Source organism: Geobacillus lituanicus (assembly GCF_050994965.1).
GTDB lineage: Bacteria > Bacillota > Bacilli > Bacillales > Anoxybacillaceae > Geobacillus > Geobacillus stearothermophilus.
The window spans coordinates 1354141-1379863 of sequence record NZ_CP194773.1 but is presented as its reverse complement, the minus strand read 5'-3'; the positions used below and the strand labels follow the sequence as shown (position 1 = coordinate 1379863).

General features: G+C 53.8%; 32 protein-coding genes. 5 read left to right on the top strand and 27 right to left on the bottom strand.

Annotated elements, in window-relative coordinates:
* Positions 1-19 precede the first annotated feature (19 nt).
* The 8 genes from rsmH to ACR1UW_RS06965 all read right to left on the bottom strand — a co-directional run bounded on the left by rsmH (position 20) and on the right by ACR1UW_RS06965 (position 6709).
* A complete protein-coding gene (gene rsmH, locus ACR1UW_RS07000; protein WP_033011333.1) occupies positions 20-961 on the bottom strand; it encodes a 16S rRNA (cytosine(1402)-N(4))-methyltransferase RsmH in 942 nt (313 codons plus the stop codon).
* A 259-nt stretch (positions 962-1220) separates the two neighbouring features.
* Positions 1221-2849 carry a bacillithiol biosynthesis cysteine-adding enzyme BshC gene (gene bshC, locus ACR1UW_RS06995; RefSeq protein ID WP_498935056.1) on the bottom strand — a complete coding sequence of 543 codons (1629 nt, stop codon included), beginning with the start codon at positions 2847-2849 and terminating at the stop codon, positions 1221-1223.
* 73 nt (positions 2850-2922) lie between these two features.
* Positions 2923-3309 (bottom strand): DUF3397 domain-containing protein, encoded by a 387-nt coding sequence (locus ACR1UW_RS06990; RefSeq protein WP_033010250.1) that lies wholly within the window; start codon positions 3307-3309, stop codon positions 2923-2925.
* Entirely contained in the window at positions 3302-4192 is an 891-nt protein-coding gene (locus ACR1UW_RS06985) for a 2-dehydropantoate 2-reductase (protein ID WP_033010251.1), read from the bottom strand. Before ACR1UW_RS06985 ends, ACR1UW_RS06990 begins: the two co-directional genes overlap by 8 nt.
* 97 nt (positions 4193-4289) lie before the next feature.
* Positions 4290-4865: an RsfA family transcriptional regulator gene (locus tag ACR1UW_RS06980; RefSeq protein WP_063330432.1), complete on the bottom strand. Its 576-nt coding sequence runs from the start codon at positions 4863-4865 to the stop codon at positions 4290-4292.
* A gap of 70 nt (positions 4866-4935) precedes the next feature.
* Positions 4936-5691, bottom strand: coding sequence for an enoyl-CoA hydratase/isomerase family protein (locus ACR1UW_RS06975; protein WP_033010253.1), 756 nt, complete (start codon positions 5689-5691; stop codon positions 4936-4938).
* Positions 5692-5848: 157 nt separating this feature from the next.
* Complete coding sequence (gene rpmF / locus ACR1UW_RS06970; RefSeq protein ID WP_011230605.1) at positions 5849-6022, bottom strand: 50S ribosomal protein L32; 174 nt, start codon at positions 6020-6022, stop codon at positions 5849-5851.
* A gap of 138 nt (positions 6023-6160) precedes the next feature.
* Positions 6161-6709: a YceD family protein gene (locus ACR1UW_RS06965; RefSeq protein ID WP_237420053.1), complete on the bottom strand. Its 549-nt coding sequence runs from the start codon at positions 6707-6709 to the stop codon at positions 6161-6163.
* 327 nt (positions 6710-7036) lie between these two features.
* Between ACR1UW_RS06965 and ACR1UW_RS06960 the strand changes: the two genes are divergently transcribed.
* Positions 7037-8257: a nucleotidyltransferase gene (locus ACR1UW_RS06960; protein WP_047818092.1), complete on the top strand. Its 1221-nt coding sequence runs from the start codon at positions 7037-7039 to the stop codon at positions 8255-8257.
* Here the strand turns inward: ACR1UW_RS06960 and ACR1UW_RS06955 are convergent.
* Both ACR1UW_RS06955 and ACR1UW_RS06950 read right to left on the bottom strand, forming a co-directional pair.
* Positions 8230-9249: a SepM family pheromone-processing serine protease gene (locus ACR1UW_RS06955; RefSeq protein WP_498935052.1), complete on the bottom strand. Its 1020-nt coding sequence runs from the start codon at positions 9247-9249 to the stop codon at positions 8230-8232. The genes ACR1UW_RS06960 and ACR1UW_RS06955 overlap by 28 nt on opposite strands.
* Entirely contained in the window at positions 9246-10034 is a 789-nt protein-coding gene (locus ACR1UW_RS06950) for a patatin-like phospholipase family protein (RefSeq protein WP_050368476.1), read from the bottom strand. Before ACR1UW_RS06950 ends, ACR1UW_RS06955 begins: the two co-directional genes overlap by 4 nt.
* A gap of 132 nt (positions 10035-10166) precedes the next feature.
* On the opposite strand from ACR1UW_RS06950, the gene ylbJ reads away from it, so the two are divergent.
* Positions 10167-11402, top strand: coding sequence for a dipicolinic acid transporter SpoVV (ylbJ, locus tag ACR1UW_RS06945; RefSeq protein ID WP_033010260.1), 1236 nt, complete (start codon positions 10167-10169; stop codon positions 11400-11402).
* 139 nt (positions 11403-11541) lie between these two features.
* Here the strand turns inward: ylbJ and coaD are convergent, their stop codons facing one another.
* Complete coding sequence (coaD, locus tag ACR1UW_RS06940) at positions 11542-12036, bottom strand: pantetheine-phosphate adenylyltransferase (RefSeq protein WP_033010262.1); 495 nt, start codon at positions 12034-12036, stop codon at positions 11542-11544.
* On the bottom strand, positions 12002-12610 hold the full coding sequence (gene rsmD, locus ACR1UW_RS06935; protein ID WP_044742664.1) for a 16S rRNA (guanine(966)-N(2))-methyltransferase RsmD: 609 nt from the start codon (positions 12608-12610) through the stop codon (positions 12002-12004). The genes coaD and rsmD overlap by 35 nt, the downstream gene beginning before the upstream one ends.
* Positions 12611-12969: 359 nt before the next feature.
* On the opposite strand from rsmD, the gene ACR1UW_RS06930 reads away from it, so the two are divergent.
* Positions 12970-13359: a DUF7147 family protein gene (locus tag ACR1UW_RS06930; RefSeq protein WP_033010264.1), complete on the top strand. Its 390-nt coding sequence runs from the start codon at positions 12970-12972 to the stop codon at positions 13357-13359.
* 37 nt (positions 13360-13396) lie between these two features.
* On the opposite strand, the gene ACR1UW_RS06925 is transcribed toward ACR1UW_RS06930, so the two are convergent.
* The 7 genes from ACR1UW_RS06925 to ACR1UW_RS06895 form a co-directional block, all read right to left on the bottom strand.
* Positions 13397-13666 (bottom strand): YlbG family protein, encoded by a 270-nt coding sequence (locus tag ACR1UW_RS06925; protein ID WP_050368475.1) that lies wholly within the window; start codon positions 13664-13666, stop codon positions 13397-13399.
* Positions 13667-13683: 17 nt separating this feature from the next.
* Positions 13684-14130 (bottom strand): YlbF/YmcA family competence regulator, encoded by a 447-nt coding sequence (locus tag ACR1UW_RS06920; RefSeq protein WP_033010267.1) that lies wholly within the window; start codon positions 14128-14130, stop codon positions 13684-13686.
* Positions 14131-14278: 148 nt separating this feature from the next.
* A complete protein-coding gene (locus ACR1UW_RS06915; RefSeq protein WP_033010268.1) occupies positions 14279-14650 on the bottom strand; it encodes a hypothetical protein in 372 nt (123 codons plus the stop codon).
* Between the two features lie 40 nt (positions 14651-14690).
* Positions 14691-14924, bottom strand: coding sequence for a YlbE-like family protein (locus ACR1UW_RS06910; protein WP_033010269.1), 234 nt, complete (start codon positions 14922-14924; stop codon positions 14691-14693).
* A 12-nt stretch (positions 14925-14936) separates the two neighbouring features.
* Entirely contained in the window at positions 14937-15320 is a 384-nt protein-coding gene (locus ACR1UW_RS06905; protein ID WP_033010270.1) for a YlbD family protein, read from the bottom strand.
* Between the two features lie 81 nt (positions 15321-15401).
* On the bottom strand, positions 15402-16409 hold the full coding sequence (locus ACR1UW_RS06900) for a CAP domain-containing protein (protein WP_033010282.1): 1008 nt from the start codon (positions 16407-16409) through the stop codon (positions 15402-15404).
* A gap of 126 nt (positions 16410-16535) precedes the next feature.
* Entirely contained in the window at positions 16536-16961 is a 426-nt protein-coding gene (locus tag ACR1UW_RS06895; RefSeq protein ID WP_033010272.1) for a CBS domain-containing protein, read from the bottom strand.
* A gap of 175 nt (positions 16962-17136) precedes the next feature.
* On the opposite strand from ACR1UW_RS06895, the gene ACR1UW_RS06890 reads away from it, so the two are divergent.
* Positions 17137-17496, top strand: a complete 360-nt coding sequence (locus ACR1UW_RS06890; protein ID WP_033010273.1) for a YugN family protein — start codon at positions 17137-17139, stop codon at positions 17494-17496.
* A 36-nt stretch (positions 17497-17532) separates the two neighbouring features.
* On the opposite strand, the gene ACR1UW_RS06885 is transcribed toward ACR1UW_RS06890, so the two are convergent.
* The 8 genes from ACR1UW_RS06885 to cyoE form a co-directional block, all read right to left on the bottom strand.
* Positions 17533-17826: an Asp23/Gls24 family envelope stress response protein gene (locus ACR1UW_RS06885; RefSeq protein ID WP_033010274.1), complete on the bottom strand. Its 294-nt coding sequence runs from the start codon at positions 17824-17826 to the stop codon at positions 17533-17535.
* Between the two features lie 72 nt (positions 17827-17898).
* The gene (locus ACR1UW_RS06880) at positions 17899-18354 is read right to left on the bottom strand and encodes a DUF420 domain-containing protein (protein WP_033010275.1); all 456 of its coding nucleotides are present in this window, start codon (positions 18352-18354) and stop codon (positions 17899-17901) included.
* 43 nt (positions 18355-18397) lie between these two features.
* Positions 18398-19300: a cytochrome c oxidase assembly factor CtaG gene (gene ctaG / locus ACR1UW_RS06875; RefSeq protein ID WP_094239854.1), complete on the bottom strand. Its 903-nt coding sequence runs from the start codon at positions 19298-19300 to the stop codon at positions 18398-18400.
* Positions 19301-19406: 106 nt separating this feature from the next.
* Positions 19407-19739 (bottom strand): cytochrome c oxidase subunit IVB, encoded by a 333-nt coding sequence (gene ctaF / locus ACR1UW_RS06870; RefSeq protein WP_160269113.1) that lies wholly within the window; start codon positions 19737-19739, stop codon positions 19407-19409.
* Between the two features lie 4 nt (positions 19740-19743).
* Positions 19744-20364, bottom strand: coding sequence for a cytochrome c oxidase subunit III (gene ctaE, locus ACR1UW_RS06865; RefSeq protein ID WP_498935046.1), 621 nt, complete (start codon positions 20362-20364; stop codon positions 19744-19746).
* Positions 20364-22235: a cytochrome c oxidase subunit I gene (ctaD, locus tag ACR1UW_RS06860; protein ID WP_498935044.1), complete on the bottom strand. Its 1872-nt coding sequence runs from the start codon at positions 22233-22235 to the stop codon at positions 20364-20366. Before ctaD ends, ctaE begins: the two co-directional genes overlap by 1 nt.
* 22 nt (positions 22236-22257) lie before the next feature.
* Positions 22258-23328: a cytochrome c oxidase subunit II gene (gene coxB / locus ACR1UW_RS06855; RefSeq protein WP_050368472.1), complete on the bottom strand. Its 1071-nt coding sequence runs from the start codon at positions 23326-23328 to the stop codon at positions 22258-22260.
* A 74-nt stretch (positions 23329-23402) separates the two neighbouring features.
* Positions 23403-24332, bottom strand: a complete 930-nt coding sequence (cyoE, locus tag ACR1UW_RS06850) for a heme o synthase (protein ID WP_498935042.1) — start codon at positions 24330-24332, stop codon at positions 23403-23405.
* A gap of 391 nt (positions 24333-24723) precedes the next feature.
* On the opposite strand from cyoE, the gene ACR1UW_RS06845 reads away from it, so the two are divergent.
* Complete coding sequence (locus ACR1UW_RS06845; protein WP_033008517.1) at positions 24724-25683, top strand: COX15/CtaA family protein; 960 nt, start codon at positions 24724-24726, stop codon at positions 25681-25683.
* Positions 25684-25723: the final 40 nt, after the last annotated feature.

The following is a 25723-nucleotide window of genomic DNA, read 5'->3' as shown; positions in this document are numbered from 1 at the left end:
TTTCTCCTCACCTATTTTCTCAGCCGCGCGGCAGTTTTTCAGCAATGCGGAGTTTGGCTGAACGGGCGCGGCGGTTCCGTTCCACCTCTTCAGCAGAAGGAACGACCGGTTTTTTTGTAATAATTTTCAACACAGGGCGGTAGTCATTGGGGGGAACTGGAAGCCCTGGAGGCAATGGCGGGTTCTCGCTTGCTTTTTTAAACGTCTCCTTGCAAATGCGGTCTTCGAGCGAATGAAACGTAATGACGCTCACCCGTCCTCCCGGCGCCAACAAGTCAATCGCCTGCTCAAGCGCTTCGCGAAACGCCTCGAGCTCATCGTTGACTGCGATGCGGAGCGCCTGGAAAATGCGTTTGGCCGGATGTCCGCCGCTGCGGCGCGCCGGCGCTGGAATCGCCTCCTTAATGACCTCAACGAGCTCCCCGGTCGTTTCAATCGGCTTCTCGCGCCGCACCTCCTCGATTTTGCGCGCCACTTGCTTTGAAAATTTTTCTTCGCCGTACCGGAAAAAAATGCGCACAAGCTCCTCATATGGCCAACGGTTGACGATCTCCGCCGCCGTCAGCTGCTGCTTGCGGTCCATCCTCATGTCAAGCGGCGCGTCGTGCTGGTAGCTGAAGCCGCGCTCCGGCTCATCGAGCTGCGGCGATGAAACGCCCAAATCAAACAGCACGCCATCGACGGCAGCGACGCCGCGGGCGGAAAGCTCCTCTTGCAAAAACCGGAAGTTGCGGTGCACAAACTGCACTTGCTGGCCATAACGGGCGAGCCGTTCACGCGCATACGAAATGGCGGTTTCGTCTTGATCAAAGGCAAACAGCTTTCCGCGCTTTGAGAGGCGGGAAAGCAAATAGTCGCTATGGCCGCCGCCGCCCAACGTACAATCGACATAGACGCCGTCCGGGCGGATGTTCAGTCCGTCAACCGCTTCTTTTAACAGCACCGTTGTATGTTCAAACACATGTCCACCACCTTTGCTGCTTCCAAACGCTGCTTCCTTATTATATCGCAAAGACGGACAAAATTTTAGCTTTTTTTGTAAAAAAACGTCCCTTTTTGTTTATTTTTGTCGGACATCCCCAGATGGAGCCATTAGTTCCAACCTCCTTTTACTTTTATTTCCAAACCTGTGGCGATTGTTTTGTTACTATTTCATTCCACACAAAAAAAATCCTGCTCGAAACAGGATTTTTCTTTTCGACTTTTTCTTTGAAAAAGCTTTATATATATACAATTTTATGCATTCCGTTTCCAGGGGCGTCGATCAGCGAAAGTTTTTTTACAAAATCAAATCCGTAACGATTCACGTAGTAAAACACGTTCCAAACCCGTTCCTGAGGCGCTCCGTTCGGCCGCAGCGCCGTTTCGACGCGCCAAAACTTGCGCCATGTCGTCTCATGTTTGCGCAAAAGCGCCCGCTCCAACGTTTGCTGAAGAAACTCGATTTGTGACTGAATGATGGCGGCATTTTTCGCCACCAATCCTTCCAATCCGCGGTCAATCTCCATGCCAAGCGCGCGCAACGGCTGATGCGCCGCCTCGATGTCGGCTTTCGCTTTCGCAAACGCCTTGGCAAGCGGAACTTCAGCCGTCTCCTTCCGCCATCGCTCCTTGGCCGCTTCGAGCCGCCCGGCCAATACGTCGGCGGCTTCGAGACCGAGATCAGCGAGATCGGTTTGCAGCGAACGGCCGACGATCGTCGCCTGCAGGCGCGGCGCCACCGGCGGCATTTCGAATCCGAACAGCGAAAACGCCTCCTTCAACTCCGCCCAATAGGCGATTTCTCCCGGGCCGGCGACAAAAGCGAGCGTCGGCAGCAAATACTCTTGCATAAGCGGACGAGTGACAACATTGTTGCTTAAACAGTGCGGCTTCGTCTCGGCAAGCTCAAGCAGCTGCTGTTTCGCAAAGACGATATGCCCGGCCTTGTCGCGGAACGCGCCGCGCTCTTCGTCATAGTGCAAAAGCAGGCGCTCATGGCCGTTGTAATAAAACAAGTTGGCCGCGTTGGGCGCTATCTCAATGAGCGGCGCATACCCGAGCGCGCGCAGCGCCTCTTGCTGCGCCAACACGGCCGATGTCACGCTGCGATGGCGGTCAATGAGCGCGGCGAAAAAACGGCGCTCAAGAAGGCGCACCGCCGCATCGCCGGCATTCAAGACAACCAATCCGTCAGCAGCAAACAGGCGCAAGACAATCGCCGCAAAAAAGTCGACAAACGTGCGCGCCTCATCCAAACATGTCTTGAGAAAGGAAAGCAGTTCGTTCGTCGCGTCCGTCTCCCCGTACGTTTTCACGACACGTTCGATCCACGCGCCGGCAAGCTCATGATCAAGCGGGACGTCGGCTGCCATCCGCCTTTCCTTCCGCTTGTGCGGATATAGCGCTTTCCTCACTTCGCCGCCCTCTACCACATACACATGGTCGATTTCCGCGATGTCATGATCCTCGCCGGCGATCCAAAACAGCGGCACGACCGGCACGCCAAGCTTCCGTTCCTGTTCTTTGGCGAGCTGGATGATGGTGATGATTTTATAGATCGTATAAAGCGGACCGGTCAACAGCCCGGCTTGCTGTCCGCCGACAACAACGACGCTGTTCTCCTGCCGCAGCTTGTCGATATTGTGCATCGTCGCCCTGCTTGCCGAGAACCGACGGTGATAGGCGTCTAAATAATCGGCAATCCCGCTCCGGTCGTATGTCCGTTTTTGCAAATGAGACAACCGGCGGCGAAACGCCTGATCATCAGCCCAAACGTAGTCAAACCCTTTCTCAGCCGGAAACGCGCCGGTTATGTAATCGGCCGCCAGCTTTGTCGCCGCCGGCAGCGGAATTTCGTGAACCTCCATGGCGAAAACTCCCTTTCTTATGTATTCTTTCATGAGTATAGCACGTTCGGCGCCAAGAGGAAAAAACGATTGCTCAAAGGACGGCAGCGATGCGCGCCATCATGCCATAGACGAGCAGGCCGGCGTAAAGGGACGCAAAAATGAGAAAACTGGCCCGCCAAAATAGACGAAACACCGCCGCCAGGTGAAAATCCGCCTTTTTCCGCCAGTAGCCGAGTGCGATGGCGGCGTGCAATCCGAGCAAAAAGAGAAGAAGATGGACAAAATATGACTTTCCGAACAGCACGGCAAGCAAAAAATAGACGGCGGCGATGAAAAACGCGGTCGCCGCGTTGACCGCCGCGTAAAACGCCGCCCGTTTCCGCCCGCCAAACAGGCGCATGGCCGCATAGACGAGCCAAAACAGCAGCAGCGGCAGTGTGACGAATGTCGCCAACACCGGCGCGAGCCAGTCACCCATCGCGGCTCCCCCCTTCCTTCCCTTTCAGCGCGCAATACACAAAGCGGACGAGCGGCAACGCAACGCCGCGCGCTTCCCCTTGCTTCAGCACATAGCCTAAAATGGCGTCAATTTCCGTCCGACGCCCGTTGGCCACATCCATATACATCGACGAATAATTGTCCGCCGTGTTCCGGCATATATGAACGATCCGCTCCCACGCCCGTCCGGCGTCACGAAGCGGCAACACCCGCCGCACTTCATCAAACAGCTGCGCCATCATGTCCCGATACGGCGCCACCTCAAGAAGCTCGCCGTTTTTCACTTGCAACAGCGCCGTCAACGGGTTGATGACCGCATTGACGACAAGTTTGTCGACAAGAATGCGCTCCCAATCGTCCGCCCATTCAATGGGAAACTCTCGATCTCCAGCCAGCCCGGCGGCCGCAGCAGGCGACCCATAGAAGGGGGCGAGCGTCAGTTTGCCGGCGCCTGTGTGCGCAACCGTCCGATCGTCAAGCTTGAACGCGCCATGCTCCACAACACCGACGACGATGTTTTTGTCAGCAAAAACAGACAGCTGTTCGAGATGGCTCATCCCGTTTTGCAAAAAAACAATCGTGCCGACGCGGCGGAACGAATCACGCCGGGAGCAGACATCCGCCACATCATATTGTTTAACCGTCACAAACACAAGCGGCTCAACGAGTTCCGCCCCGGCAAACGGCCTTGCTTGAACGGCAGTCTCCGTTGTTTTTCCTTCTTTTTTCAGGGCGACGCCGCATTCAGCAAGCTGCCTCGCCTGAGACAAGCGCCTTGTATACACCGTGACCTTATGGCGCCGCCCGAGATAAGCGGCAAGAAGCAGGCCGACCGCCCCGCCGCCGACAATGCCAATGTTCACATGTCTCCCCCGCTTTCCCGCCAAATTGCGTTAGCCTTATTTTAGCAAATGTCCCCGTCATCCGTTAAGAAAAAAAAGCCGGCCCAAAGGCCAGCTTTTATCCTTCCCCGACGCCCTCAGCCGCCGGCTCCGTTTGTTTTTCGGCGCCCGCCACCATTTTCCGCGCCCGCTCCATAATGGCGAGCAACGTTTTATACTCCTCTTGGACGGCCGCCAGCTGCTTTTGCAACGCTTCCTTTTCCATTTGCAGCTTTGTCACCATTTGTTGCAGCTGCTCCATATCGTTTTTTAACGCCCGATTTTCATCCGCTGTCCGCCGGGCGTCGCGCGCTTTTTGCCCTTCCGCTTGCAAAAAAGCGAGCACTTCCGTCCATGACAGTTTGCTCTCTGCTGCCGCTTCCATCTCCGTTTGTCCCCCGCCTTCTTTTACCGATGCCGCCTCTTTTTTTCGCGTTTTCCGTTCTTGCTTTGCCTGTTCAATTTCCTCTTTATACTGCTTGCGAACGTACGAATTCCAGCGGAACCCGCACGCTGCCGCTGTCCGCGACAAGCGCCGCCCCACCTCAGCAAACGCTTCTAGCTGGGTGCCGCCCTCGCGAATATATTGAAGCACAACGTTGGCCAACAGTTCATCTTCCTCTTTCGTCCAAGCGTCCTGGCGTACTCCAGTCATCTCCCTTCCCTCCTCATCGCCGCTTTGTCATTATATGTATGCGGCTAATAGAAACAGTAGAAGGAAAAAATTACTGCTTGCGAAAAAAAGGACGCAACGCCTGTTCATGTTCAACCGACCCCCATAGTGCGGCGCAGCGGTCGATTTCAGCGAAAAATTGCTCACGAAACCAAGCTGTTCGCCATTTTTCGCCCGCTGCCGCCTTATAGGCTTCTAAAACAGCGAGCGACCGCGCGGCATAAAGGGCGAGCCGCGCCTGCCATTGCTCGCGCCAGTGGTCAGCCGCCAAGACCGCATCAGCCCACCCGCACGCTTCCATATCTTCCGCTGTCATCGGTTCAGCGCGCAGCAATAGATCGAGGGCCCGCGCGTACGGCAGTTTGCCGAACAGCATCGAGGCGCCGCCCCAGCCGGTTGTGATGCCGAGCCGCCCTTGAATGAACCCGATTCGGCTTCCTTCTTTGACAAAACGGAAATCGCAGGCCGTCGCCAGCTCGCAGCCCCCTCCCATCGCGGCGCCATTGACGAGCGCGGCCGTCGGTTTCGGAAACGTCAGCAGCCGGTAGAGCACCTCCCCCATGCGCGTCAGCATCTGTTTCGCCTCAGCGCCGCGCAAAGGCCCGAACTCGTGTAAATCGCCGCCCGAGCAAAAAGCCTCATCGCCAGCGCCCGTGATGGCAAATATTTTGACCCGCTCATCCGCTTCTGCCTCGCTCAGCGCTCCCTCAAGCGCCTCCATCACTGCAAAATTGACTGCATTCCGTTTTTCGGGACGGCAAATCGTAAACAAGGCGACGCCGTCACGCTGCTCCATCATCGCTTCCATCAGCACTCCTCCTTTATTTTATGACAATTGGTCATCGTCCCCCCTTTTTCCTGCCAGCAGCGAAAAAAACAAACGCGTGGACGTACGTTGTCGATTGTTCACTGCCAATAAAAAAGGCTGCCCGCTTTTCGGACAGCCTGTCGCTTGATGTCGGCCATTATTTGTTGACGACATCTCTTCCTTTGTACGTACCGCATGCTTTGCAGACGCGGTGCGCCAATTTCCATTCGCCGCAGTTCGGGCATTGCACCATGCCCGGCACTTGCAGTTTAAAGTGTGTACGGCGCAGTCGTTTTCTCGTTTTCGATGTTCTTCTAAAAGGTACTGCCATCGTTTTCCACCTCCTTGTCCGGCACATTCAGCGTATCGCTGCCGACGGGCAGCCGCTTGTTCAAGGCAGTCCGCCGGCAGGCAAGGCAGCTGCCGGACGGTGCGCGTTCTGGTCGGCGCCATCGGCCGGCAACGCCGGTCAGCCATCAGTTTCTTTCGTTCCATCAAAAAACTTAGCCAATCCTGCCAGACGAGGGTCGACCTTGTTCGCCGCCCGCTCTTCCAGCGTTTTTTCCCATTGTTCTTCCGTGAGAACGTCCCATCCTTCCCCGTGTTGCGGCGCCCCGTCAGCCCCCGGGTTGTCGGCGATGAGCTGCAACGGGATTTCAAGCAGGATGAGCTCGCGAATAATTGGGTTTAAATCAACCGTGTTTCCAGTTACGATATGGGTGTCTTCATCCGTTTCAGCGACGTCGCCGCCATCAACAAAAAACGTTTCCGTCGTCTTGATGGAAAACGGGTGTGTCACGTCGACGAGCGTCCGCGAACACGGCAATACCATCGTTCCTGACAGCGTCAAATGAAATGTAAACTTTGTCGAACCGACGTCCGCTTTCCCTTGAACGCGGACAAGCGAAATATCGCGGATCAACGTGTCGATTTGTTTCAAATCAGACACGTCAACCGCCTCGTCAATCGCCATTTCCTTGTGCTGAAAACGGCGAAGCTGTTGAACCGTCCATTTCATACAATCACCTCAAGGCAACGAGTAAAATTATACGTTCCTTTTCTATTTTTGTCAATGTTTTTTCTTTACAACCATCCGGACGCCTGAAAAAAGAAGAGGCAACAGGAAAGGCATACTTCCATCATTTCCAAATTCCGTTGCTTGCATGCACATATGCCTCCGGCGGCTCGACGCGTTCCGCCAAAACCGGACGACAACATCACGACGCCCTTCCTAGGTTGATCTTTGCCGCCGCATGTTCCATACTAGATGAGAGACAGGAGGTGCGCTTATGACGAGCCATCGTTTCAGCGCCGAACGACGTCTGTTCCATGGGGGGAAGCGGCCATGAAAGCTGTTGGCGTGATCGTCGAGTACAATCCATTTCATAACGGCCATCGATATCACTTGCAAGAGACGCGTGAAAAGACAGGAGCGGACTGCCTCGTCGCCGTCATGAGCGGAAATTTTCTGCAACGCGGCGAGCCGGCCATTGTTTCAAAATGGGCACGGGCCAAAATGGCGCTGGCAGCCGGCGTCGATCTCGTCATTGAACTGCCATATGCCTTCGCCGTTCAGGCGGCGGAGCGATTTGCCGATGGAGCGGTGCGGCTGCTCGATGCCCTCGGCTGCGAAGAGCTTTGCTTTGGGAGCGAATCCGGCGACATTGCTGCTTTTTTAGCCGCCGCGAAGACGTTGTTTGCGCAAAAAGAGGAGTTTGACGCCCTCGTCCGCGCCGAACTTCAGCGTGGGCAAAGCTTTCCGAAAGCGAATGCCAAGGCGTGGGATCAGCTCCGCTCCGTCCCACTTGATTTGGCGCAGCCAAACAACGTGCTCGGATTAGCCTACGTGAAAGCCATTTGGCGGCACAAGCTCTCCATCATGCCGCGCACGATTCCCCGCCTCGCCGCTGGCTATCATGACGAGTCGTTTTCCCATCCATCGATCGCCAGCGCCACAAGCGTGCGAAAGACGCTGCGACAAACTGGGCAGCTTGCGTCGATTGCGCCATACGTCCCTCCAACGACGCTCGAGCAGCTGCGCCAATACCGGCAAACGTATGGGCGCTGGCATGATTGGGAAGCGTATTTTCCGCTCTTGAAGTATCGGCTGCTGACGGCAACCAAGGAGGAACTGCGCCGCACGGCCGGAATCGAGGAAGGCGTGGAGCACCGGTTGAAGGAAAAAATTACCGTTGCCGAAACGTTCGCTTCTTTCATCGCCGCCGTCAAAACGAAACGGTACACGTGGACAAGGCTGCAGCGAATGTGCGCGCACGTGCTGACCAACTTCACAAAGGAAGAACAAACGAAGACATCCGATCCTACATACATCAGGCTGCTCGGCATGAGCGAAACCGGCCGCCGCTACTTGCAGCGGGTGAAAAAAGAGCTGGCGCTGCCGCTGATTACGAAAGCGGCTAAATTGAACGGCGATCCGCTTTACGAGCAAGAAAAAAGGGCGGCCGCCGTCTATGCAGCCGCCCTTCCTGAGCCGCTGTACAGCGCCGCGCTCAAAGAAGAATACGCAACGACCCCCATTTACGCTTCCGGCATGGAGCGCAAATAACGGATCGCATCTTCAAACGTATCGACCGGGACGATTTTCATGTTCGTCCCGATTTTTTTCGCGGTCTGCACCGCCTCCCGGTAGTTCGATGACGGGGAGCCATGTTCATTCGGAGCGAAAAACACTTCCGCCCCCGCGCGGTCAGCGGCCACGACTTTTTGTGAAACACCGCCGATCGGGCCGACTTGCCCATGAATGTCGATCGTTCCGGTGCCGGCAATGTTATGGCCTTTCGTCATATCTTCTTCAACGAGCTGATTGTAAATTTCAAGCGAAAACATCAGCCCCGCCGACGGACCGCCGATCTGTTCCGAGTCAACGTCAACCGGCGGGTCGGTGCGGACGTCATAATCAGTCATGAGCGTCACCCCAAGGCCGATTTGGTTTGGATGGTGCGGGAACGGCTTCAGCCAGAGCTCGACCTCCCGCCGCTCCCCCTCGCGGACAAACGCGATGCGGACGCGGTCTCCCTCTTTTTTCTTCCGAATGTAGTCGATGATTTGCTCCGACGTTGTCAACGGCCGGCCGTCGACCGCGGCGAGGCGGTCGCCGGCCTGCAAGCGTCCCTCCGCCGGCATGTCAGGGAGAACGTTCATCACATACACACCTTTCGGCTCATATGAAACCGGCTTTCCAGCGTGTCGGTAAGCGACGACAATCGCCGCTTCCTTTGACTGTTCCATCAGTTCTAGCTGACGCATCGTATATTCTTTGTCGCTTTCCCCTTCCTGTTTAATCTCTTCAACCGGATGCAGCTCATAAAACGGGCGGATATGGGCGAGCAAGTACGCGATGACGTTCGCCCGCCCCATGCGGACCGTCGTCAACATGAACGCCCCCGCATCGCGGTCGCCGTGCTCGACATGAACAAGCGGCGTTAACTTTTGCGCGCTTCCCGGCATCGTCACGTAATACGGCAATTTCATAAAAATAAGCAAAACGGCAAGGACGGCGCCAAAGAAAAACGCCGCTATATACGTCCGTTTCTTCATTGGTGCTTTGGCTCCTTCCACTGTTCAATCGCTTGGCGGATCGCCCCGGCTTGTTTCCGCGCTTCCTCTTCGCCGCGGGCAATAATGTCTTCGATATGGGTGAACGCCCGCGAGCTGTATTGCTCTACGCGCGGCCGGATCATCACGTCCGAGGCGAGTTCCCGATGGGCGACGAGCTCGGCTTGCAAAATATCAAGGCTCTGCCAAATGACATCCACAATCGAGGCAATTTCCGCCTCTTTGTTCAACGGGGCGACATCGACCGCGATGACAAGATCAGCCCCCATCGCCCGAACGACCGATACCGGCACGCGGTCCACGACACCGCCATCAACAAGCAGCCGCCCGTCCACCGCCGCGGGCACAAAAATGCCGGGGATCGAGATGCTCGCCCGCACAGCCTGGGCCGCATCCCCTTGCCGAAACACGACTTTTTCCCCCGTCTGCAAATCAGCGGCGATGACCGCCACCGGCGGAGAAAGCTCTTCAATCCGCCTCCCTTTCGTCAACAAACGAATGAATTCGGTGATGCGCTCACCGGCGATCAGCCCCATTTTCGGCACCGTCCAATCGAGAAAATCGTTGCGCCGGAACGACTTGGCGAGCCGATAAAGGCGGCTGAGGCCGTGGCCGCTCGCATAAAGGACAGCCACAAGCGCGCCGATGCTGCTGCCCGCCAAATAAGAAATAGGGATTCCTTCCTCCTGTAGCACTTTCAATACGCCGAGGTGAGCAAATCCGCGCGCGCCCCCTGACCCGAGCGCCAATCCGATCTTCGGCGGCACGATTCTCCCCCCTTTGCTGCGGCGCTCCCTCGCTTTCATCTTATGGTCTAAACCGCCCCCCTATGCTCGTATATTAGGTTATATGAGGTTGTACCGCGCAAGGCCGCACGGCAAAAAAAGGGGGGGAGAACATTGAAGCGAAACTGGGGAGCGAAACTGAAAACGGCGCTGCTCGCTTCCGCTGTGACGTTATTCGCCTTTTCGCTCATTTGTTATCCAAAACAGTCGCTCCAAGCATCCATTCGCGGGTTAAATATGTGGTGGGAAGTCGTGTTCCCGTCGCTCCTGCCGTTTTTCATTGTCTCGGAGCTGCTCATCAGCTTTGGCGTCGTTAGCTTTCTCGGCGTCTTGCTGGAGCCGCTGATGCGCCCGCTTTTTCGCGTCCCAGGCGTCGGCGGGTTTGCCTGGGCGATGGGGATGGCATCCGGCTACCCGTCGGGGGCGAAGCTGACCGCCCGCCTGTATCAAGAAAAACAACTGTCGACCATCGAGGCCGAGCGGCTCTCTTCGTTCACCAATTCTTCCAACCCGCTATTTATATTTGGGGCTGTTTCAGCTGGGTTTTTTAACAATCCGCAGCTTGGTTTGTTGCTGGCCGCCTCCCATTATTTAGGGAACATTGCCGTCGGACTAGTGATGCGCTTTCACGGCATCCGGAAAGAACGGGGGCAGCCGAAGCGGCGGCCGCGCTCGTTTTCGCTCCCGTATGCGCTGCGCACGCTCCACAAAACGCGGCTGAAGAATGAACAGCCGCTTGGCAAGCTGCTCGGCGATGCCGTCCGCTCTTCCGTTCAAACGTTGTTGATGATCGGCGGCTTTATTATTCTCTTTTCCGTCGTCAACCAATTGTTGTATATGATGCACTTGACCGAGCAGCTCGCCCCCTTGCTGCGCCAGCTGCTCCGGCTCGTCCAGCTTCCGGAGCAGCTTGATATTCCGATTTTTTCCGGGTTGTTTGAAATTACGCTCGGCAGCCAAATGATCAGCCAGACAGATGAAGCCGAGCTGCTGGAAAAGGCGGTGGCCGTCAGCTTCGTCTTGGCTTTCGGTGGCTTTTCCGTTCAAGCGCAAGTGGCCAGCATTCTCGCTGAGGCCAACATCCGCTTTCAACCGTTTTTCATCGCCCGTTTTCTGCATGGAGTTTTTGCGGCTTCATTTACATATTTGCTTTGGGAGCCGTTGTACCTTCGGGCGGCAGGCAACGAAACCGGCAACATTCCGGTGTTTTGGCACGCCGCCGCAGAGAGCGTCTGGCACGAAAGATGGCAATGGCTGCAGCACTATGGGCCGCTGGCCACGATGCTGTTTCTGTGCCTTTATATATGGCTCGCCGCCAACGCAAGCAACAAAACGCGCGGACGCTTGTGACTGCCCGCGCTGCCGGCCCCGCGGCGCCATCCGGTCGCCGGGGCGGCTCTCGATGCTTTTGCATCCCGCTTCTCCGCCGGCAAAATAAGGGATCGGCGGATCGGTTCCGCCCTTGGACAGAACAGCCTTTTCCTAGCCGTCAATCGGCGGCCATCGAGGCGAATTTCCGCTTCAGGGCCGCCTCGACAACCGGCGGCACAAGTTCGGAGATGTCGCCGTTATATTTAGCGACCTCCTTGACGATGCTTGAACTCAAAAACGCATACTGGCTGTTCGTCATCATAAAAAACGTTTCAATGTTCTCGTCCAAGACGCGGTTCATCGATGTAATTTGCATTTCATACTCGAAGTCAGACACCGCGCGCAAACCGCGCAAAATGGCGTTGGCGTTTTTGCTGCGGGCATAGTCGACAAGCAGGCCGTGAAACGATTCGACATGCACGTTTTCTAGCGTCCGCGTCACCTCGCGCAGCAGCTCCATCCGCTCCTCAACCGTAAACAGCGGCTTTTTCGAGGAATTGTTTAACACCGCCACATAAACTTTGTCAAATACTTTTGCCCCCCGTTTGATAATATCCAAATGCCCGTATGTCACCGGATCAAAGCTCCCCGGGCAAACGGCAATGCTCGCCATCGCGTTCGTCCCCTTTCTGTTCGTCAGTCCGGCGGTAAATAGTGACGCCGGTGATGCCGTATGTTTCCCGCTTCCACTGCTTCAAGCGGCCGACTTCTTCCGGCAGCTCGGCCTCAGCCAAATGTTCGGCAACGACAACGCCATCGTCCTCCAACAAATCGTGGCTGGCGATAAACGATAACAGCGCCGGCCACTTTTTCTCCTTGTACGGAGGATCGAGAAAGATGACGGAAAAGCGCAGGCCTCGCTTCGCCACCGCCCTCAACGCCCGCTCGGCGTCGTTGCGGTAAATTTCCGCCCGGCGCTCAAGTCCACAGGCGGCAACGTTTTTTCGGACCGTCTGCACGGCCTTTCCGTCATGATCGACGAAAATGACGCGCTCAAGCCCGCGGCTGAGCGCTTCGATGCCCAAGCCGCCGCTGCCGGCGAACAAATCGAGGCCGATGCCGCCGGCGAAATACGGGCCGATCATATTAAAAACCGCTTCTTTCACCTTGTCGGTCGTCGGCCGCGTCGACAATCCTGGAACCGCTTGCAGATGCCGGCCTTTGCATGTTCCGGAAATGACTCTCATTGCGTTCACCTAATTCGTTGTTTTCATGGTCGTCTTATCATGTTTATTATAGTCAAACTTGAGAATTTTTCATAGCCGCGTGTATAGAAATCAGAAAACCGTCCATAATGAGTAATGGCAACACCGTAGATGGCGTTGTTGCCAATGACGGAGAAGACTTACGTTTCCCCATAAGTTCTTCCTCCGGTTTCTCCTCTCCCTTTTCTTTTTCTTTCCGTTCCCTGTTCCGCCCCGCGCGGAGGCAAGGAATTGGAAAGGGCCTTGCGGATCGTTTGTCCGCAAGGTTTTTTTTTTGATTGCAATTTCTGCAATGGACCGGTAAAGTTATGAATGGACGATGATCGCAAGGAGGACCGTACATGATCCAGCGTTTTATCGAACTTGGCGAAGGCTATTCCGATATATATGAGCTGATGGAGCTGGCGCGCGCCAACCGCCACCGTTTATCCGGCTTTTTTGCTTTCCATACGGTGAAAAAAGGCCAGGCGGTCGTCTCCTTGGTTGTTGTGCTCCACCCAACCGACCCGGGCGACTTTCAACCGCTTTACATTTGCCGTGAAGGTGTTCCCGATCCCTCCGTCAAACCGAACAAACGGTACGATTTGTTTGCGGAAACCGCGAAAGAGCTTGGCTTTGGCGTCATCCATCTCGACGTCAAGCCGTCAACGATGTTCGCGGAACTCGACTTATATTATCAGCACTTAATCGGCATTATGCGAATGAACCGCTTCATCCCGCCGCTCCAATAGCCAAAAAAAGAGCAGGGCTAAGGCCCGCTCTTTTCTTTCATCCAAGCGGATACGGGGAGTCTTTCTCTTTCTCCCCTTTCGATTCAAACTCCAGCTTTAAAAACGGACGATACGACGGCTCAACGCGTTTGACGAACGGGAGCGCCGCCAGTTTTTTCATCACATGGTCGACTTGCTCCATGTCGCAGTACAGAACGGCATATTTCAGCCGCTTTGAAATATAGTGAATGTTGCCGAATTTGCGCAGCTGCTTCCCGTATTTCAATGAATGAAGCCAAACGATAATCCCTTGCCGTTTTGGAAACATAGTCCTTTCCCCTTTTTCTATGCTCGGCAGCCGCAGCCTCCGCCGGATCTGCAGCCGCCGGAACAGCCGGCTGACAGGAAGTACGGGTTCCCGGTCGGCACTTTGACATGTTCCGAGACAGCCTTGCCGATCAACACGCTAATGTCATCAAGCAGCTGTTGCAGCGCTTTTTCCGACTCTTTAAAGGCGGCCACCGTCTCATGCAAATCAAGCTCCCGTTTCGCCTCACGCACTTCTTTCATCACGTTGCGGTAATCGGGATGGTATTTGCCGAAGCGCTGCACCTCCTCATACCGCTCTTTCAGCTTGACGAAACGGGCGATCAGCTGCTGAGCGCGGCGGTCTTGTTTGAGCCGCCGAAACGCGCGGCGGTATTCATCCGCCACCTCCGACTCGACAACCATTTTCGCCAACGATTCTGCTTTATCCAAAATCTCGATGCGCTCGAGAGTAGCGATCCTCACAAATATAGCACCTCCATCTTTCATCATACCATGAATAAAAGGAAAATGGAAAGGGAGGAGATCATGAAGGAAAAGAAGAGCGCAAAAAAAAAAGACTATCCGAAGGCAGAAAGAGACTCTGCCGGATAGCCTTGTCTCCTGTCGAGCTTTACGGGATCGTCACTTCAAATTCATGCATCATGCCGGTCATCTTTCCATCGTTATAGACGAGCTCAAGGCGGATCATATGCTTTCCGCTTGGCAGGCCGCGCACGATAAAGGCGGCCGTATACACTTCCGTCATTTTCTGTCCATTGAGATACACGTTGATATGGCCGCCCCCCTCTCCTTTGCGAAACGGAAATTGCGCGGCCAAACATTCCACGAGCACGTCATGCCCTTTCACTTCATATTTGACATGCCATGGGTGATTCGCTGTCGGCGCATGAACAGCGGCCGCTGCCGTCTCCGGCCGTCCGCCGGCATACGCCCATAACAGCACCACACACCCGAACCATACAAGCCATTTCGGCAAAGGCATCACTCCCTTTCAGAGCTAGTCTTTGCCGTTTGCCGCCAAATTAGTCGCGCAGCGCTTTAAACATTTGCCACATGAGAGAGGCCATCTGCAACGATTGGGAAATTTTTTCTACTTTATCGGGGATCGTCTGCCCGTAATGGCGCAAGGCGGCCAACTGGAGCGCCGACAGCTCGTGCGGACGGCGAGCGAGCAGCCGGTACCAGCGCGGCTGTTCACGCACAAACGCGCGCAACATCGGGTTTGCCTGCACATATTGCCATACATCTCTTCTCATTGCTACCACCCTTTAGTCTTGGCGAAACGAAAACGGATGCTCCTCTTTGTTAGGCCGTTGCGGACTGGCTCCTTGAAATTCAGACAGAATGCCCTGGATCGCAGCGAGGGCCTGTTGGACGCTTGCCAAGTGTTTTTGCACTTCTGCCGCGTCAAGCTGTCCAAGCATCGCCGCGAGCTTATCAAGCCATTTGCTTGCTCCCTTTTCCTCTCTTTTCTCCTTGCCGCCTGCGTCTCGGTACGGTTCCCATATGTCGTCATCCTCTCCGAACAAGTACCAGTCCTCATACACTTGCTTCCACGTCTTTTTGCCGCTGCGCACCTCTTGAATGAGTTTCGGGTGTTTTTTGACAAACTGTTTGAACTGTTCAACGGAAGGATGCAGAGGCTTGGCCATAACCGTTTTCATCCCTTTCATCCACTCATGCCTATCTGCCATATCATATCGCGCCCAGCAGGCAAAGGTGCGCCCAAATTTTCATAGCGGCGTCAGGAAATTTTGCGTATAATAATCGGCATAAACGCCGACGCCAAGGTGGGTAAATTCCGCATTCAGCATAATTTCCCGGTGCTTTTGGCTGTTCAGCCACCCAACCGTCGCCTCGACGCCATCTACTTGATGAGCGGCAATATTTTCCCCAGCGAGCTGAAATGAAACGCCCAAGGCGCCAAGCCGTTTGGATAAATCGCCGTATTGCGGCGATTCATGGGAGAAGAACTGGTGGTCATGCATATCCTGGCTATGCTTGGCGGCAGCCATGGCGGCTTTGCTGTCCCAGACAAGGGGGGGAAGCTCATGACGGCGGCGGATCAAGTTCGTCCAGTCAAAAATTTGCTTCGCATTGGCCGCATCGACCTGCCGCTGTTCTTTCTCTGACAACGGGGCAGCCGCGGGCAGGCGGCCGCGGTACACAAGCTCATACGGCCGCAGTTTCACAAACGTTTCTGCGTCCATGAGGCGAACAGCGGCCACACGGCCGGTAAACCGGTCGATGTACAGCTGGGCATACGCCTCTCCCACTTTAACGACCGGTCTTGAGGAATAATCTTGTTCCGACAGCTCAAACCGGTACGTCCCGCTGCTTAGTGTAATCTTAATGTTGGACAGGACGGGCATCGTTTGGAAAATCGTCTGCAGACGCTGGCCAATCGCAAACGGCTCGACGTTCACCTTTTCCCCGCCGACTAAAGCCGTGACGATTTTGCCGCCAAGCACCCCGATTTGGAAATACGATTCAGGGCGGCGGCTGTACACCCACCAATCGTAGCCATAAGCTGACGGATCAATTCGATCCGGCGCGCCGAACTGCTTTTTCGCCTCTTGCGCCGGCCGGCCGATCAACGCAGCGACGCCGGCGGTTGCTTTCGGTTCTTTCAGCGTGTATCCATTTGTTTTGGGCTGCTCCGGAGGGCTTTGCGGCGGCGGACTCGGCACAAAATAGTAAAACCCGATCAATAAGAACAAAAAAAGAAAAAACCATTTCACACGGCAACTCCCGCTTTCTGCAACAATCTCCTTATTGCCATTATAGCCGTTTTTCACAGGCAAAAAAAAGAGGGCGTCCAAAAAGACCGCCCTTCCCTTCAAGAAACAATGTCTGTCCGTATTCAGTCAATGGACGCGATGTTGTTCAGAAATCTCGCTCAGCGCACGGCCGGCGCTCTCATCCGAATAACGGTTCGTCGCCAAGTCGCCGAGGGCAACGATGCCGACTAAACGGCCGCCTTCAACGACCGGGAGACGGCGAATTTGATGGCGCGCCATGATGTCCGCCGCTTTTTGCACGGAATCGTCCGGCGACACCGTCACCAGCTCGCGGCTCATCACTTCGGTCACCGCCGTTGAACCCGGATGTTTTTCCGCGATGCCGCGCACGACTAAATCGCGGTCCGTAATCATTCCAACGAGGCGGCCTTGATCGACGATCGGAATGGCGCCAACATTAAATTCACGCATTTTTACAGCCACTTCATACATGTTGTCAAGCGGGGTGCAATATTGCACATCCGTCGACATGATGTCCCGCACCGTTTGCATTGTCCGTCTCTCCTTTCTGCTTTTATTGTGCATCCGGCAGCGAGAAAAAATGCAAGCAAAACGGAAACAATGGCAAACAATTCGTTGAAATGCAAACCGTTTTCGTACTATTATAAATGAGGGGACGATTTCCTTTTTGGCGCTTTACATACCTGCGTTGTTAGGAGGAAGAAACATGAAATTTGACAATAGCGGTCTTGAAAATCAAACGGTTGAACTGTCCCGTCTTGATGACATCATGGCGCGCCACGGTTTTGTACGCGCGGCGCAGTGGGATTACGAACGGGTCACATACGACCGGAAATACGTGATTAAAGAGGGAACATACTATTTGCGTGTTCAAGGGTACGCGATCGAAGGGGATGTCGACTCGCGCTATGCACTCATTAAACTGCTCACACCGATTTTAGGGAAACATTACTATCCGCATGGCGTTGAATATGGCGAAGATGAGCATTTTCCATCTTCCCTTGTCGGCCAATGCCAAAAAGTATTGGAGCAAGTCAAACGCGAAATTGAAAAGACGAAAGAGTAAAGAAAAAACGCATGAGAGCTCTTTTCTCATGCGTTTTTACGTCGCGACAAGCCGTTTGACCGTCACATCGACCGACTCGGCGCTGTATGGCGTCATCGCGGCGATCTCCTCGGCAATTTGCTGCTGCAGCTGCCGGCAAACCGCGAGCACCGACGCCCCATACCGGACGGATAGCTTCACGCTGATGCGGCAGCGGTCCTCTTGTGAAACAGCTACAAATATTTCGCAATCGTCCATTACAACGTCTTCCCATTCCCGCACACACATCATGACAATCGTCAACAGCGTCGCTTCTACGGCGCTCCGCTTCCGATGCCGGGACGTCTTCACCGCACTCCCCCCCGCAGCGTATGAGCTATTTTTGTTATGTTATGCGATCCGGCCGGCCGATGCCACTTGCCTCTAAAATCCGAGCACTGCTTTAATCAGCGAGGTCGTCTGCCCACCCGGGTACAGGACGTAAAGAAGCAAATACACGATGACCCCCGTCGAAGCGCTGCCGAACCAAATAATGCTCGTCACCGGCCCAAGCCGGCGATGGCGGGAGCGGCTGTCTTTCAGCCCCGTCCAGATCGTCACAAGGCCAAATACGGCTCCCACTGTCGCCAACATGATATGGAAAATAAGAAACACCGTATAATAGACTTTGACATTCTCCGGTCCGCCGAAGCTCGTATTGCCAATAAACAACGTCCGCGACATGTAAATGATGAAAAACAACAGCGCAAAGACGGCGGCGGCCAACATCACCTTTTTATGCGCTTCCGTCCGTTTGCGGCTGATCAAATACCAGCCGTAAGCAACAAGCAAAGCGCTGATCACGATGCAGCTTGTGCTGATCGTCGGTAAAATCGCCATGGCTTCTCCCCCTTTCCTTCGTCTCTTTATGGCGTATGGCGCCTTACAGTTTCGTCGGCCGCGGCGCCATATCCATGCTCGGTTCTTTTTCTCGTTCTTTCCGATACCACTCGCTAAAAATAAAGAACAACATCACTCCGTATACAATTTCTTGAATAATTTTCATCAATACTCCGCCGAGCTGCTGATCATGAAGCGGGGACATCGACAAAAACATTTGCGGTCCGGTCAAATCAAGCGACGCCAACACCCCCTGCGGCACGCAAAGCGCCAACCCGGTCATCCATGCTTCCGGATCCGTGTACGTCTCATAAAGCGGGGTGCCGGCGAAAATAATAAGTGCACAAGCCGGTGTAAGGAGCATGCCGTCGGCAAAAATATAGCCCATTTTTTTTAATCCGGATAATGTCGTCCATCCGGAAAGTTTATTCACAAGCGGCCACCACATGAGGAAGGCTGCAATAAAAATGACCGTTGTGACAAACGCATGCAAAAACATGTTCGTTTTCACAACGTCAAAAACCATTGGGACATGGTACAAGGAAAATAACCCATTAAACAAAAGCAAAGACACAATCGGCTTTGTCAACAGCTGAAACGAACGGCGAACCGCTGCAATCCGGAACATCCGCTCATAAAACTGCTCCGGAATCCCTAAAATAAAACATTGCGGCACTGTTAAGTAAAGCAACGCCATTTGCACCATATGGGCGGTGAACGTCAAATGGCCCAGCAAGTCGAGCGGGGAGCCTTTGCATACGTAAAGAAGCACTATTCCTGTCAAAAAATACACTTTTTGTTTTCCCGAAACGGGGGCATCGAGGCCAAACCGTTGCCGCAACGGTCCGGTAGCTCCAAGGTATAATAAAGCAACAGCCGCCAACGCCAACAGAAAAAACGGACTCCAAAGCGCAACGGGACCAAACATTTGCAACGACTGAAACATACTGATTCCCTCCTGCCTTGTCCTTTCCCCATTATACTACATGCCGCCGCATGAGCGCTATTAAAAAAAGGGGAAACCGGTGCTGCAACACCGATCCCCCCTTTGCTTACCACCAAATGACCGTCGTAAACGCCCACACAAGCAGAAGCATGACAAACACGCCTCCATAAATAAACATAGCCGGAAACTCATGACCTTTATGGCTCATATGCATGAAATAATAAAGCTGGAACGCCACTTGCACAGCGGCAAGCAACAAAATAAACGGAACGACAAACCAATGGGAAAACTCTTCGTAGCCGACCGCGGCGAAAGAGATGAGCGTCAACAAAATCATCAGCACGAAGGCGATGAGTTGATGGCGCATGTCTTCCGCATTTTTGCGGCGGCGGTATGCCAAATCGACGCGTTCATTTCCGGAGTTCGTTTGATTCGCCATACGTTCACCCCACCATTCCCATTAAATATACGACGGTAAAAATGAACACCCAGACGACGTCGATAAAGTGCCAATAAAGGCTCGCGACGTAAAATTTTGGGGCGTTGTACAAGGTCAACCCGCGCTTCGCATTGCGAATCATGAGCGTCAAAATCCAAAGCAACCCGAACGCCACGTGGCTCCCGTGCGTGCCGACGAGCGTGTAAAAGGCGGACGCGAAGGCGCTCGTCGTAAACTTATGGCCTTCATGAACATACTCATAAAACTCATAAATTTCCAAGGCCAAAAACCCAGCGCCAAGCAAAACAGTGATGCCCAACCAAAGCTGCATTTTTTTAAAGTCAAAGTTTTTCATATGGTAAATGGCATACACGCTCGTCAAGCTGCTTGTCAACAACAGCATGGTCGCCATAAATACGATCGGCATTTGGAACAGCTCCTCCGCCGAAGGGCCGCCGTTCGTTTTGTCTTTGAGCGCCAAATAGGTGGCAAAGAGAGAGGCGAACAAAACCGTCTCTCCGCCTAAAAACAGCCAAAAACCGAGAAACTTGTTTTTCCCTTCAAGGGTGGCGCGTTCCGGCGCCGCCGGAAACGTCTCGGCTGTCAGTTTTTCTTCCGCATGCATCAGGCGTTCGCCCCCTTCTTCTCAAGCTCAAGCACTTCTTCTTTATGGATATGGAAGCCATGGTCATCGATCACCGAACGCAGCAACATCGAACCGAGTGTGATCAGCAGGCCGAGAATGCCGACCGGCAAGCCCCATCCGGCGTCATTATGGTACGTAAAGCCGAATGCTGCAACAAACAGTCCAAACGAAATGACAAACGGCAAGAACGACGAATTGGGCATATGAATGTCACCAAGCGGTTCAGCCGGCGTCAATTCTTTTTTGCCTTCCATTTTTTCGATCCAGAAAGCATCAAGCCCGCGGACGAGCGGCGTTTGAGCGAAGTTGTACACCGGCGGCGGCGAAGCGATCGCCCATTCGAGCGTGCGGCCGTCGCCCCATGCATCCCCCGCCGCTTTTTCGCCTTTTACCGTCGTAATCACAATGTTAATAAGTAAAATAACCGTCGCGGCTGCCATAAAGAATGCCCCAACCGTGCTGATCAAGTTGCCGGTTTCCCATCCTTGGTTCGGCAAATACGTAAAGACGCGGCGCGGCATCCCCATCAAGCCGAGGAAGTGCTGGATAAAGAATGTCAAATGGAAACCGATAAAGAACAGCCAGAACGTCATTTTGCCAAGCGTCTCGTTCAACATGCGGCCAAACATTTTCGGCCACCAATAATGGGTTCCGGCCAGCAAGGAGAACACAACCCCGCCGACAATGACGTAATGGAAGTGAGCGACGACGAAATAGCTGTCATGGTATTGGTAGTCTGCCGCCGCCGCCGCCAACATGACTCCGGTCACCCCGCCCATGACGAACGACGGGATGAAGGCGACCGCATAGTACATCGGCGTCGTAAACTTGATGCTTCCGCCCCACATCGTAAACAGCCAGTTAAAAATTTTCACCCCGGTCGGCACCGCAATCGTCATCGTTGCGACAGCAAAGATGGCGTTCGCAATCGGTCCCATCCCGACGGTGAACATATGGTGCGCCCACACCATGAAGCCTAAGAACGCGATGAGCACGGTCGCAAACACCATTGACGAATAACCGAATAGGCGTTTGCGCGAGAACGTCGCGAAAATTTCCGAGAAAATACCGAATGCCGGCAAAACAAGAATGTAAACTTCCGGATGTCCAAACACCCAGAATAAGTGCTCCCAGATAATCGTATTACCACCGGCAGCGGGGTTAAAGAAGTTGCCGCCAAACAACCGGTCCATCATCATGAAAATCAAAGCAACCGTCAGCGGCGGGAATGCAAACAAGATAAGCGCCGACGTTACAAACGTCGCCCATGTGAACATCGGCATGCGCATAAATGTCATGCCCGGGGCGCGCATGTTGATGATCGTGACAAGGAAGTTAATCCCGCCTATCAACGTTCCAATACCGGAAATTTGCAATCCGAGCGTGTAAAAGTCGACACCGTGGTGCGCTTTCGAATCGAGCGCTAGCGATGCGTACGACGTCCAACCGGCGTCCGGCGCGCCGCCTAAAAACCACGAACAGTTTAAAAACAGGCCGCCGAAGAAAAAGAGCCAAAATCCGAGCGCGTTCAAGAACGGGAACGCAACGTCGCGCGCGCCGATCTGCAACGGAACGACGGCGTTCATGAACGCGAAAAGAAGCGGCATCGCAGCTAGGAAAATCATTGTTGTTCCGTGCATTGTCAGCACTTCGTTGTACAAACCACCGACAAGAAAATCACTGTTCGGCTTCGCGAGCTGAATGCGGATGAACAGCGCCTCAAGACCGCCAAGCAGGAAGAAAAATCCTCCGGCGATTAGATACAGATGGGCGATTTTTTTATGATCGACTGTTGTCAAGTAATCCCATAAAACGGCGCCGACACCCTTTTTGCGAGTGATCGTACTCACAGTGAAACCTCCCTTTTATGCCTTATTCCACTTTTAAGCTCATTAAATATTTCGTCAACGCATCAATCTGCTCTTCTGTCAGTTCGCCATATGTACCTGTCATTTTGTTTCCAGGCTTTATGCTTTCGGGATCACGCAGCCATCTTTTCAAGTTTTCTTCATTGTGTTCTAAAATGCCGGCAATTCGTTCGCGATCGCCAAAGTTCGCCAAGTTCGGCGCTGTGCGTGCCTGTTCCGGACGCTTGTCTACCGGCGACACGGCATGGCAGCCGATACAGCTTTTGTTGAAAATCGCCTCGCCTTGTTTGGCAACCGGATCCGTCACAACCGGTTTTTTTGCATTTTGCATTTTTTCGACCCAAGCATCAAACTCCGTGCGCGGCAACGGACGCACTTTGAAATCCATCAAGGCATGCGACGGCCCGCAAAGCTCCGCACATTTGCCGTAAAAGACGCCGCCGGCTTTATCTGTCGCTTCTTGGTCAAAGACAAGCCAGAACTGGTTTTTGTTGTCCGTATTTGTATCCATTTTTCCGCCGACCGCCGGAATCCAGAACGAGTGTTTGACGTCTGACGCAATCAAGTTAAAATAGACTTTTTCGTCCGTCGGTACAACTAAATCTTGGCTCGTAATAATGCCGTAATCCGGGTACTCAAACTCCCACCAATACAAGTTGGCGCGCACATTTACCACAACCGTGTCTTTATCACGGTTCTTGTCATTCATCGGCTTGACATCCGCCAGCTTAAACGTCGCCGATACCGTCGGCACCGCCAAAATCAGCAAGAGGATGATTGGAATGACAGTCCAAATAATTTCTAGTTTATGGCTTCCTTCCACTTGCTTCGGAATTTTGTTTTCTTCCCCCTTGCGCCGCCGGAAGCGGATGACAACATAGACGAAAATGATCGCTACAACGACAATGACGAGCACCATGATCGACGTGCTCAGCAACATGAGCGAGTACTGCATGTCCGCTACTTCGCCGGCAGGCTGGAGCGTCGACAAAAACGGCTTGCCGCAGCCGGCGAGCAACAGCGCCATCATTCCAAACAAGGAAAGTAAGCGCCAGTTACGCAGCCCTTTGTTCATAGCCTAATCAAACCCCTCTTTCTTTGATGTAGAAATATATACAAATTCTTTCATGATGAAAGAATTTCAAACGTTTACCATAAGGTGGCGATCACCATCGCCACGAATAGAATTGTCAAATAGTTGAGCGAATAGACGAACATCCATTTCGCCCACTTTAAGTCATCTTTCATTTTCAAGCCCCACAGCCCCAAAAACAGCCAGCCGATGTTCAGCAGCGTCGCGACCGTTAAAAACGGCACGCCGAGCGAGAACAAATAAAACGGCAACGGCAGCAAACAGGCCACCCAGACGATGATTTGCCGCTTCGTCATGGCGAAGCCGTGAACGACCGGCAGCATCGGAATGCCGGCAGCCCGGTACTCCTCGCACCTCTTCATCGCCAACGCCAAAAAATGCGGCGGCTGCCATAAAAACATGATCAAAAAGAGAACAAGCGGGACGACATGGAAACTTGGGTCAACCGCGGTCCAGCCGATCACCGGCGGCACGGCGCCGGAAATGCTGCCGACGACAGTGTTGAGCGTATAATGGCGCTTCGTCCAAAGCGTATAGAAAAAGACGTACGTCACCATGCCAATGAGCCCGACCACCGCCGCCGTAACCGTTGTCATAAGCAAGCTCATCGTGCCGACGGCGACTAGGGCAACTCCGAGCCAAAGCACGCGCCGCGGCTCCATCGTTCCAGTTACCGTCGGCCGCACTTTCGTCCGCTCCATATATTGATCGATGTCGCGGTCAATGTAGTTGTTAATGGCGCATGAACCTGCGATGACGAACGCGGCGCCAAACAGCGTAAAAAACACAAGATGCAAATTCTCCAAAAAGTGCTCTCCAGTAAAATAAAACGCCAGCCACATTCCGGCAAACGTCGTGATCAAGTTCGAATTAACAATCCCGATTTTGACAACTGCCGACAATTCTCTCCAAATCGCCTTTGCGCTTGCCTGCGAACGATGGCGAGCATCGGCCGCGGCCCCATGCACCGCTTTCAAATCGGCCATTTCTCCTGTTCCTCCTCATTGCGCCGCCCAGCAGGCGCCGTGATCTTAGCTCTGATGTCCGAAAATGCAAAAACAAAAAAGCAAAAAAGAACAAAAGCAACCCCATCTCTCTATTATATTAAATCACATTTTTTTCTCATCATGTGAACTTTTTTTGAATAATTTGTGTCAAATTTTTGAATCCGTTAGGCGAAACCGGCCCGTTTGCCTATCCCATTAATATTTCTAGCAAACTTAATCGACTTATTCAATATGCAAACGTCATTTTGTGTTTCCGGTGGTCATCGTGTAAAATAGATTTGGTTTGGAACATCGTTGGCCGTCATCAACTGCACCACTTTTTACTAATATGGACAAAATCATAATTCCTCAATACAAGAAGGTGAAGATTTTGCAACGTTCATTAAAATGGTTTGCGGCCGCGACAACCGTGGCCATGCTGTTTGTGCTGATCGGCGGAGCGCTCGTGACGAAAACCGGCTCCGGCATGGGGTGCGGCCGATCATGGCCGCTGTGCAACGGCCAGTGGGTGCCGGATGACATTACGCCTGAACTGGTCATTGAGCTGAGCCATCGCCTTGTCTCCGGGCTTGCCGGCATCATGGTGCTCATTCTTTCCGTTTGGGCATGGCGGGTCATCGGCCATATGCGGGAGACAAAGTTTTTGGCAGTCGTCTCATTCGTTTTTCTCGTCCTGCAAGGATTAATCGGCGCCGCCGCGGTCGTCTGGGGGCAGTCCGATTTTGTGTTGGCCCTGCATTTCGGCATTTCGCTCATCTCATTTGCCGCTGTGCTGCTGTTGACGCTGCTCATTTTTGAAGCGGACAAAACGTTTTCCGCCGTCTCGCTTACGCTTGACAGGCCGATGCGCGTTCATATTTACGGGATCATTATTTACTCGTACATTGTCGTCTATACCGGGGCGCTCGTCCGCCATACGAACGCCAGCCTCGCCTGTCCAAGCTGGCCGCTGTGCGCGAAAACGCGTCCTTTCCCGGTGCAGTTTCACGAATGGGTGCAAATGGGCCATCGGCTGGCGGCGGGGCTGATCGTCATCTGGATCGCCATCGCGGCGCTGCACGCCATCCGTCATTACCGAAGCCAACCGGTTATCTACTATGGATGGATCATTGCTCTTTTTCTCGTCCTCGCCCAGATGACAACTGGGGCGCTCGTTGTGTTCACTCAGTTGAACTTATACGTGGCTCTGGCGCACGCGTTTTTTATCTCCTGCCTGTTCGGCGTGCTCAGCTACTTGCTGCTCTTGGCGCTGCGCACCCGCCGTGCGCCGGGAAAAACGATGGCTCACCCGCCCGAGGAAACAGCGCCAACCGTGCTGAAATGGCGGTAATCCGCTGCAGAGAAAAAGGGATGCCCACAAAAACACGGAC

Bases quoted from the DNA above. Each gene is read 5' to 3' on its own strand.
- bshC (WP_498935056.1), bottom strand. From the start codon at position 2,849: ATGGAGGTTCACGAAATTCCGCTGCCGGCGGCGACAAAGCTGGCGGCC.
- ACR1UW_RS06990 (WP_033010250.1), bottom strand. From the start codon at position 3,309: ATGGGTGACTGGCTCGCGCCGGTGTTGGCGACATTCGTCACACTGCCG.
- ACR1UW_RS06980 (WP_063330432.1), bottom strand. From the start codon at position 4,865: ATGACTGGAGTACGCCAGGACGCTTGGACGAAAGAGGAAGATGAACTG.
- ACR1UW_RS06975 (WP_033010253.1), bottom strand. From the start codon at position 5,691: ATGGAAGCGATGATGGAGCAGCGTGACGGCGTCGCCTTGTTTACGATT.
- rpmF (WP_011230605.1), bottom strand. From the start codon at position 6,022: ATGGCAGTACCTTTTAGAAGAACATCGAAAACGAGAAAACGACTGCGC.
- ACR1UW_RS06965 (WP_237420053.1), bottom strand. From the start codon at position 6,709: ATGAAATGGACGGTTCAACAGCTTCGCCGTTTTCAGCACAAGGAAATG.
- ACR1UW_RS06960 (WP_047818092.1), top strand. From the start codon at position 7,037: ATGAAAGCTGTTGGCGTGATCGTCGAGTACAATCCATTTCATAACGGC.
- ACR1UW_RS06955 (WP_498935052.1), bottom strand. From the start codon at position 9,249: ATGAAGAAACGGACGTATATAGCGGCGTTTTTCTTTGGCGCCGTCCTT.
- coaD (WP_033010262.1), bottom strand. From the start codon at position 12,036: ATGGCGAGCATTGCCGTTTGCCCGGGGAGCTTTGATCCGGTGACATAC.
- rsmD (WP_044742664.1), bottom strand. From the start codon at position 12,610: ATGAGAGTCATTTCCGGAACATGCAAAGGCCGGCATCTGCAAGCGGTT.
- ACR1UW_RS06930 (WP_033010264.1), top strand. From the start codon at position 12,970: ATGATCCAGCGTTTTATCGAACTTGGCGAAGGCTATTCCGATATATAT.
- ACR1UW_RS06925 (WP_050368475.1), bottom strand. From the start codon at position 13,666: ATGTTTCCAAAACGGCAAGGGATTATCGTTTGGCTTCATTCATTGAAA.
- ACR1UW_RS06915 (WP_033010268.1), bottom strand. From the start codon at position 14,650: ATGCCTTTGCCGAAATGGCTTGTATGGTTCGGGTGTGTGGTGCTGTTA.
- ACR1UW_RS06910 (WP_033010269.1), bottom strand. From the start codon at position 14,924: ATGAGAAGAGATGTATGGCAATATGTGCAGGCAAACCCGATGTTGCGC.
- ACR1UW_RS06905 (WP_033010270.1), bottom strand. From the start codon at position 15,320: ATGGCCAAGCCTCTGCATCCTTCCGTTGAACAGTTCAAACAGTTTGTC.
- ACR1UW_RS06895 (WP_033010272.1), bottom strand. From the start codon at position 16,961: ATGCAAACGGTGCGGGACATCATGTCGACGGATGTGCAATATTGCACC.
- ACR1UW_RS06890 (WP_033010273.1), top strand. From the start codon at position 17,137: ATGAAATTTGACAATAGCGGTCTTGAAAATCAAACGGTTGAACTGTCC.
- ACR1UW_RS06880 (WP_033010275.1), bottom strand. From the start codon at position 18,354: ATGGCGATTTTACCGACGATCAGCACAAGCTGCATCGTGATCAGCGCT.
- ctaG (WP_094239854.1), bottom strand. From the start codon at position 19,300: ATGTTTCAGTCGTTGCAAATGTTTGGTCCCGTTGCGCTTTGGAGTCCG.
- ctaF (WP_160269113.1), bottom strand. From the start codon at position 19,739: ATGGCGAATCAAACGAACTCCGGAAATGAACGCGTCGATTTGGCATAC.
- ctaE (WP_498935046.1), bottom strand. From the start codon at position 20,364: ATGCATGCGGAAGAAAAACTGACAGCCGAGACGTTTCCGGCGGCGCCG.
- coxB (WP_050368472.1), bottom strand. From the start codon at position 23,328: ATGAACAAAGGGCTGCGTAACTGGCGCTTACTTTCCTTGTTTGGAATG.
- cyoE (WP_498935042.1), bottom strand. From the start codon at position 24,332: ATGGCCGATTTGAAAGCGGTGCATGGGGCCGCGGCCGATGCTCGCCAT.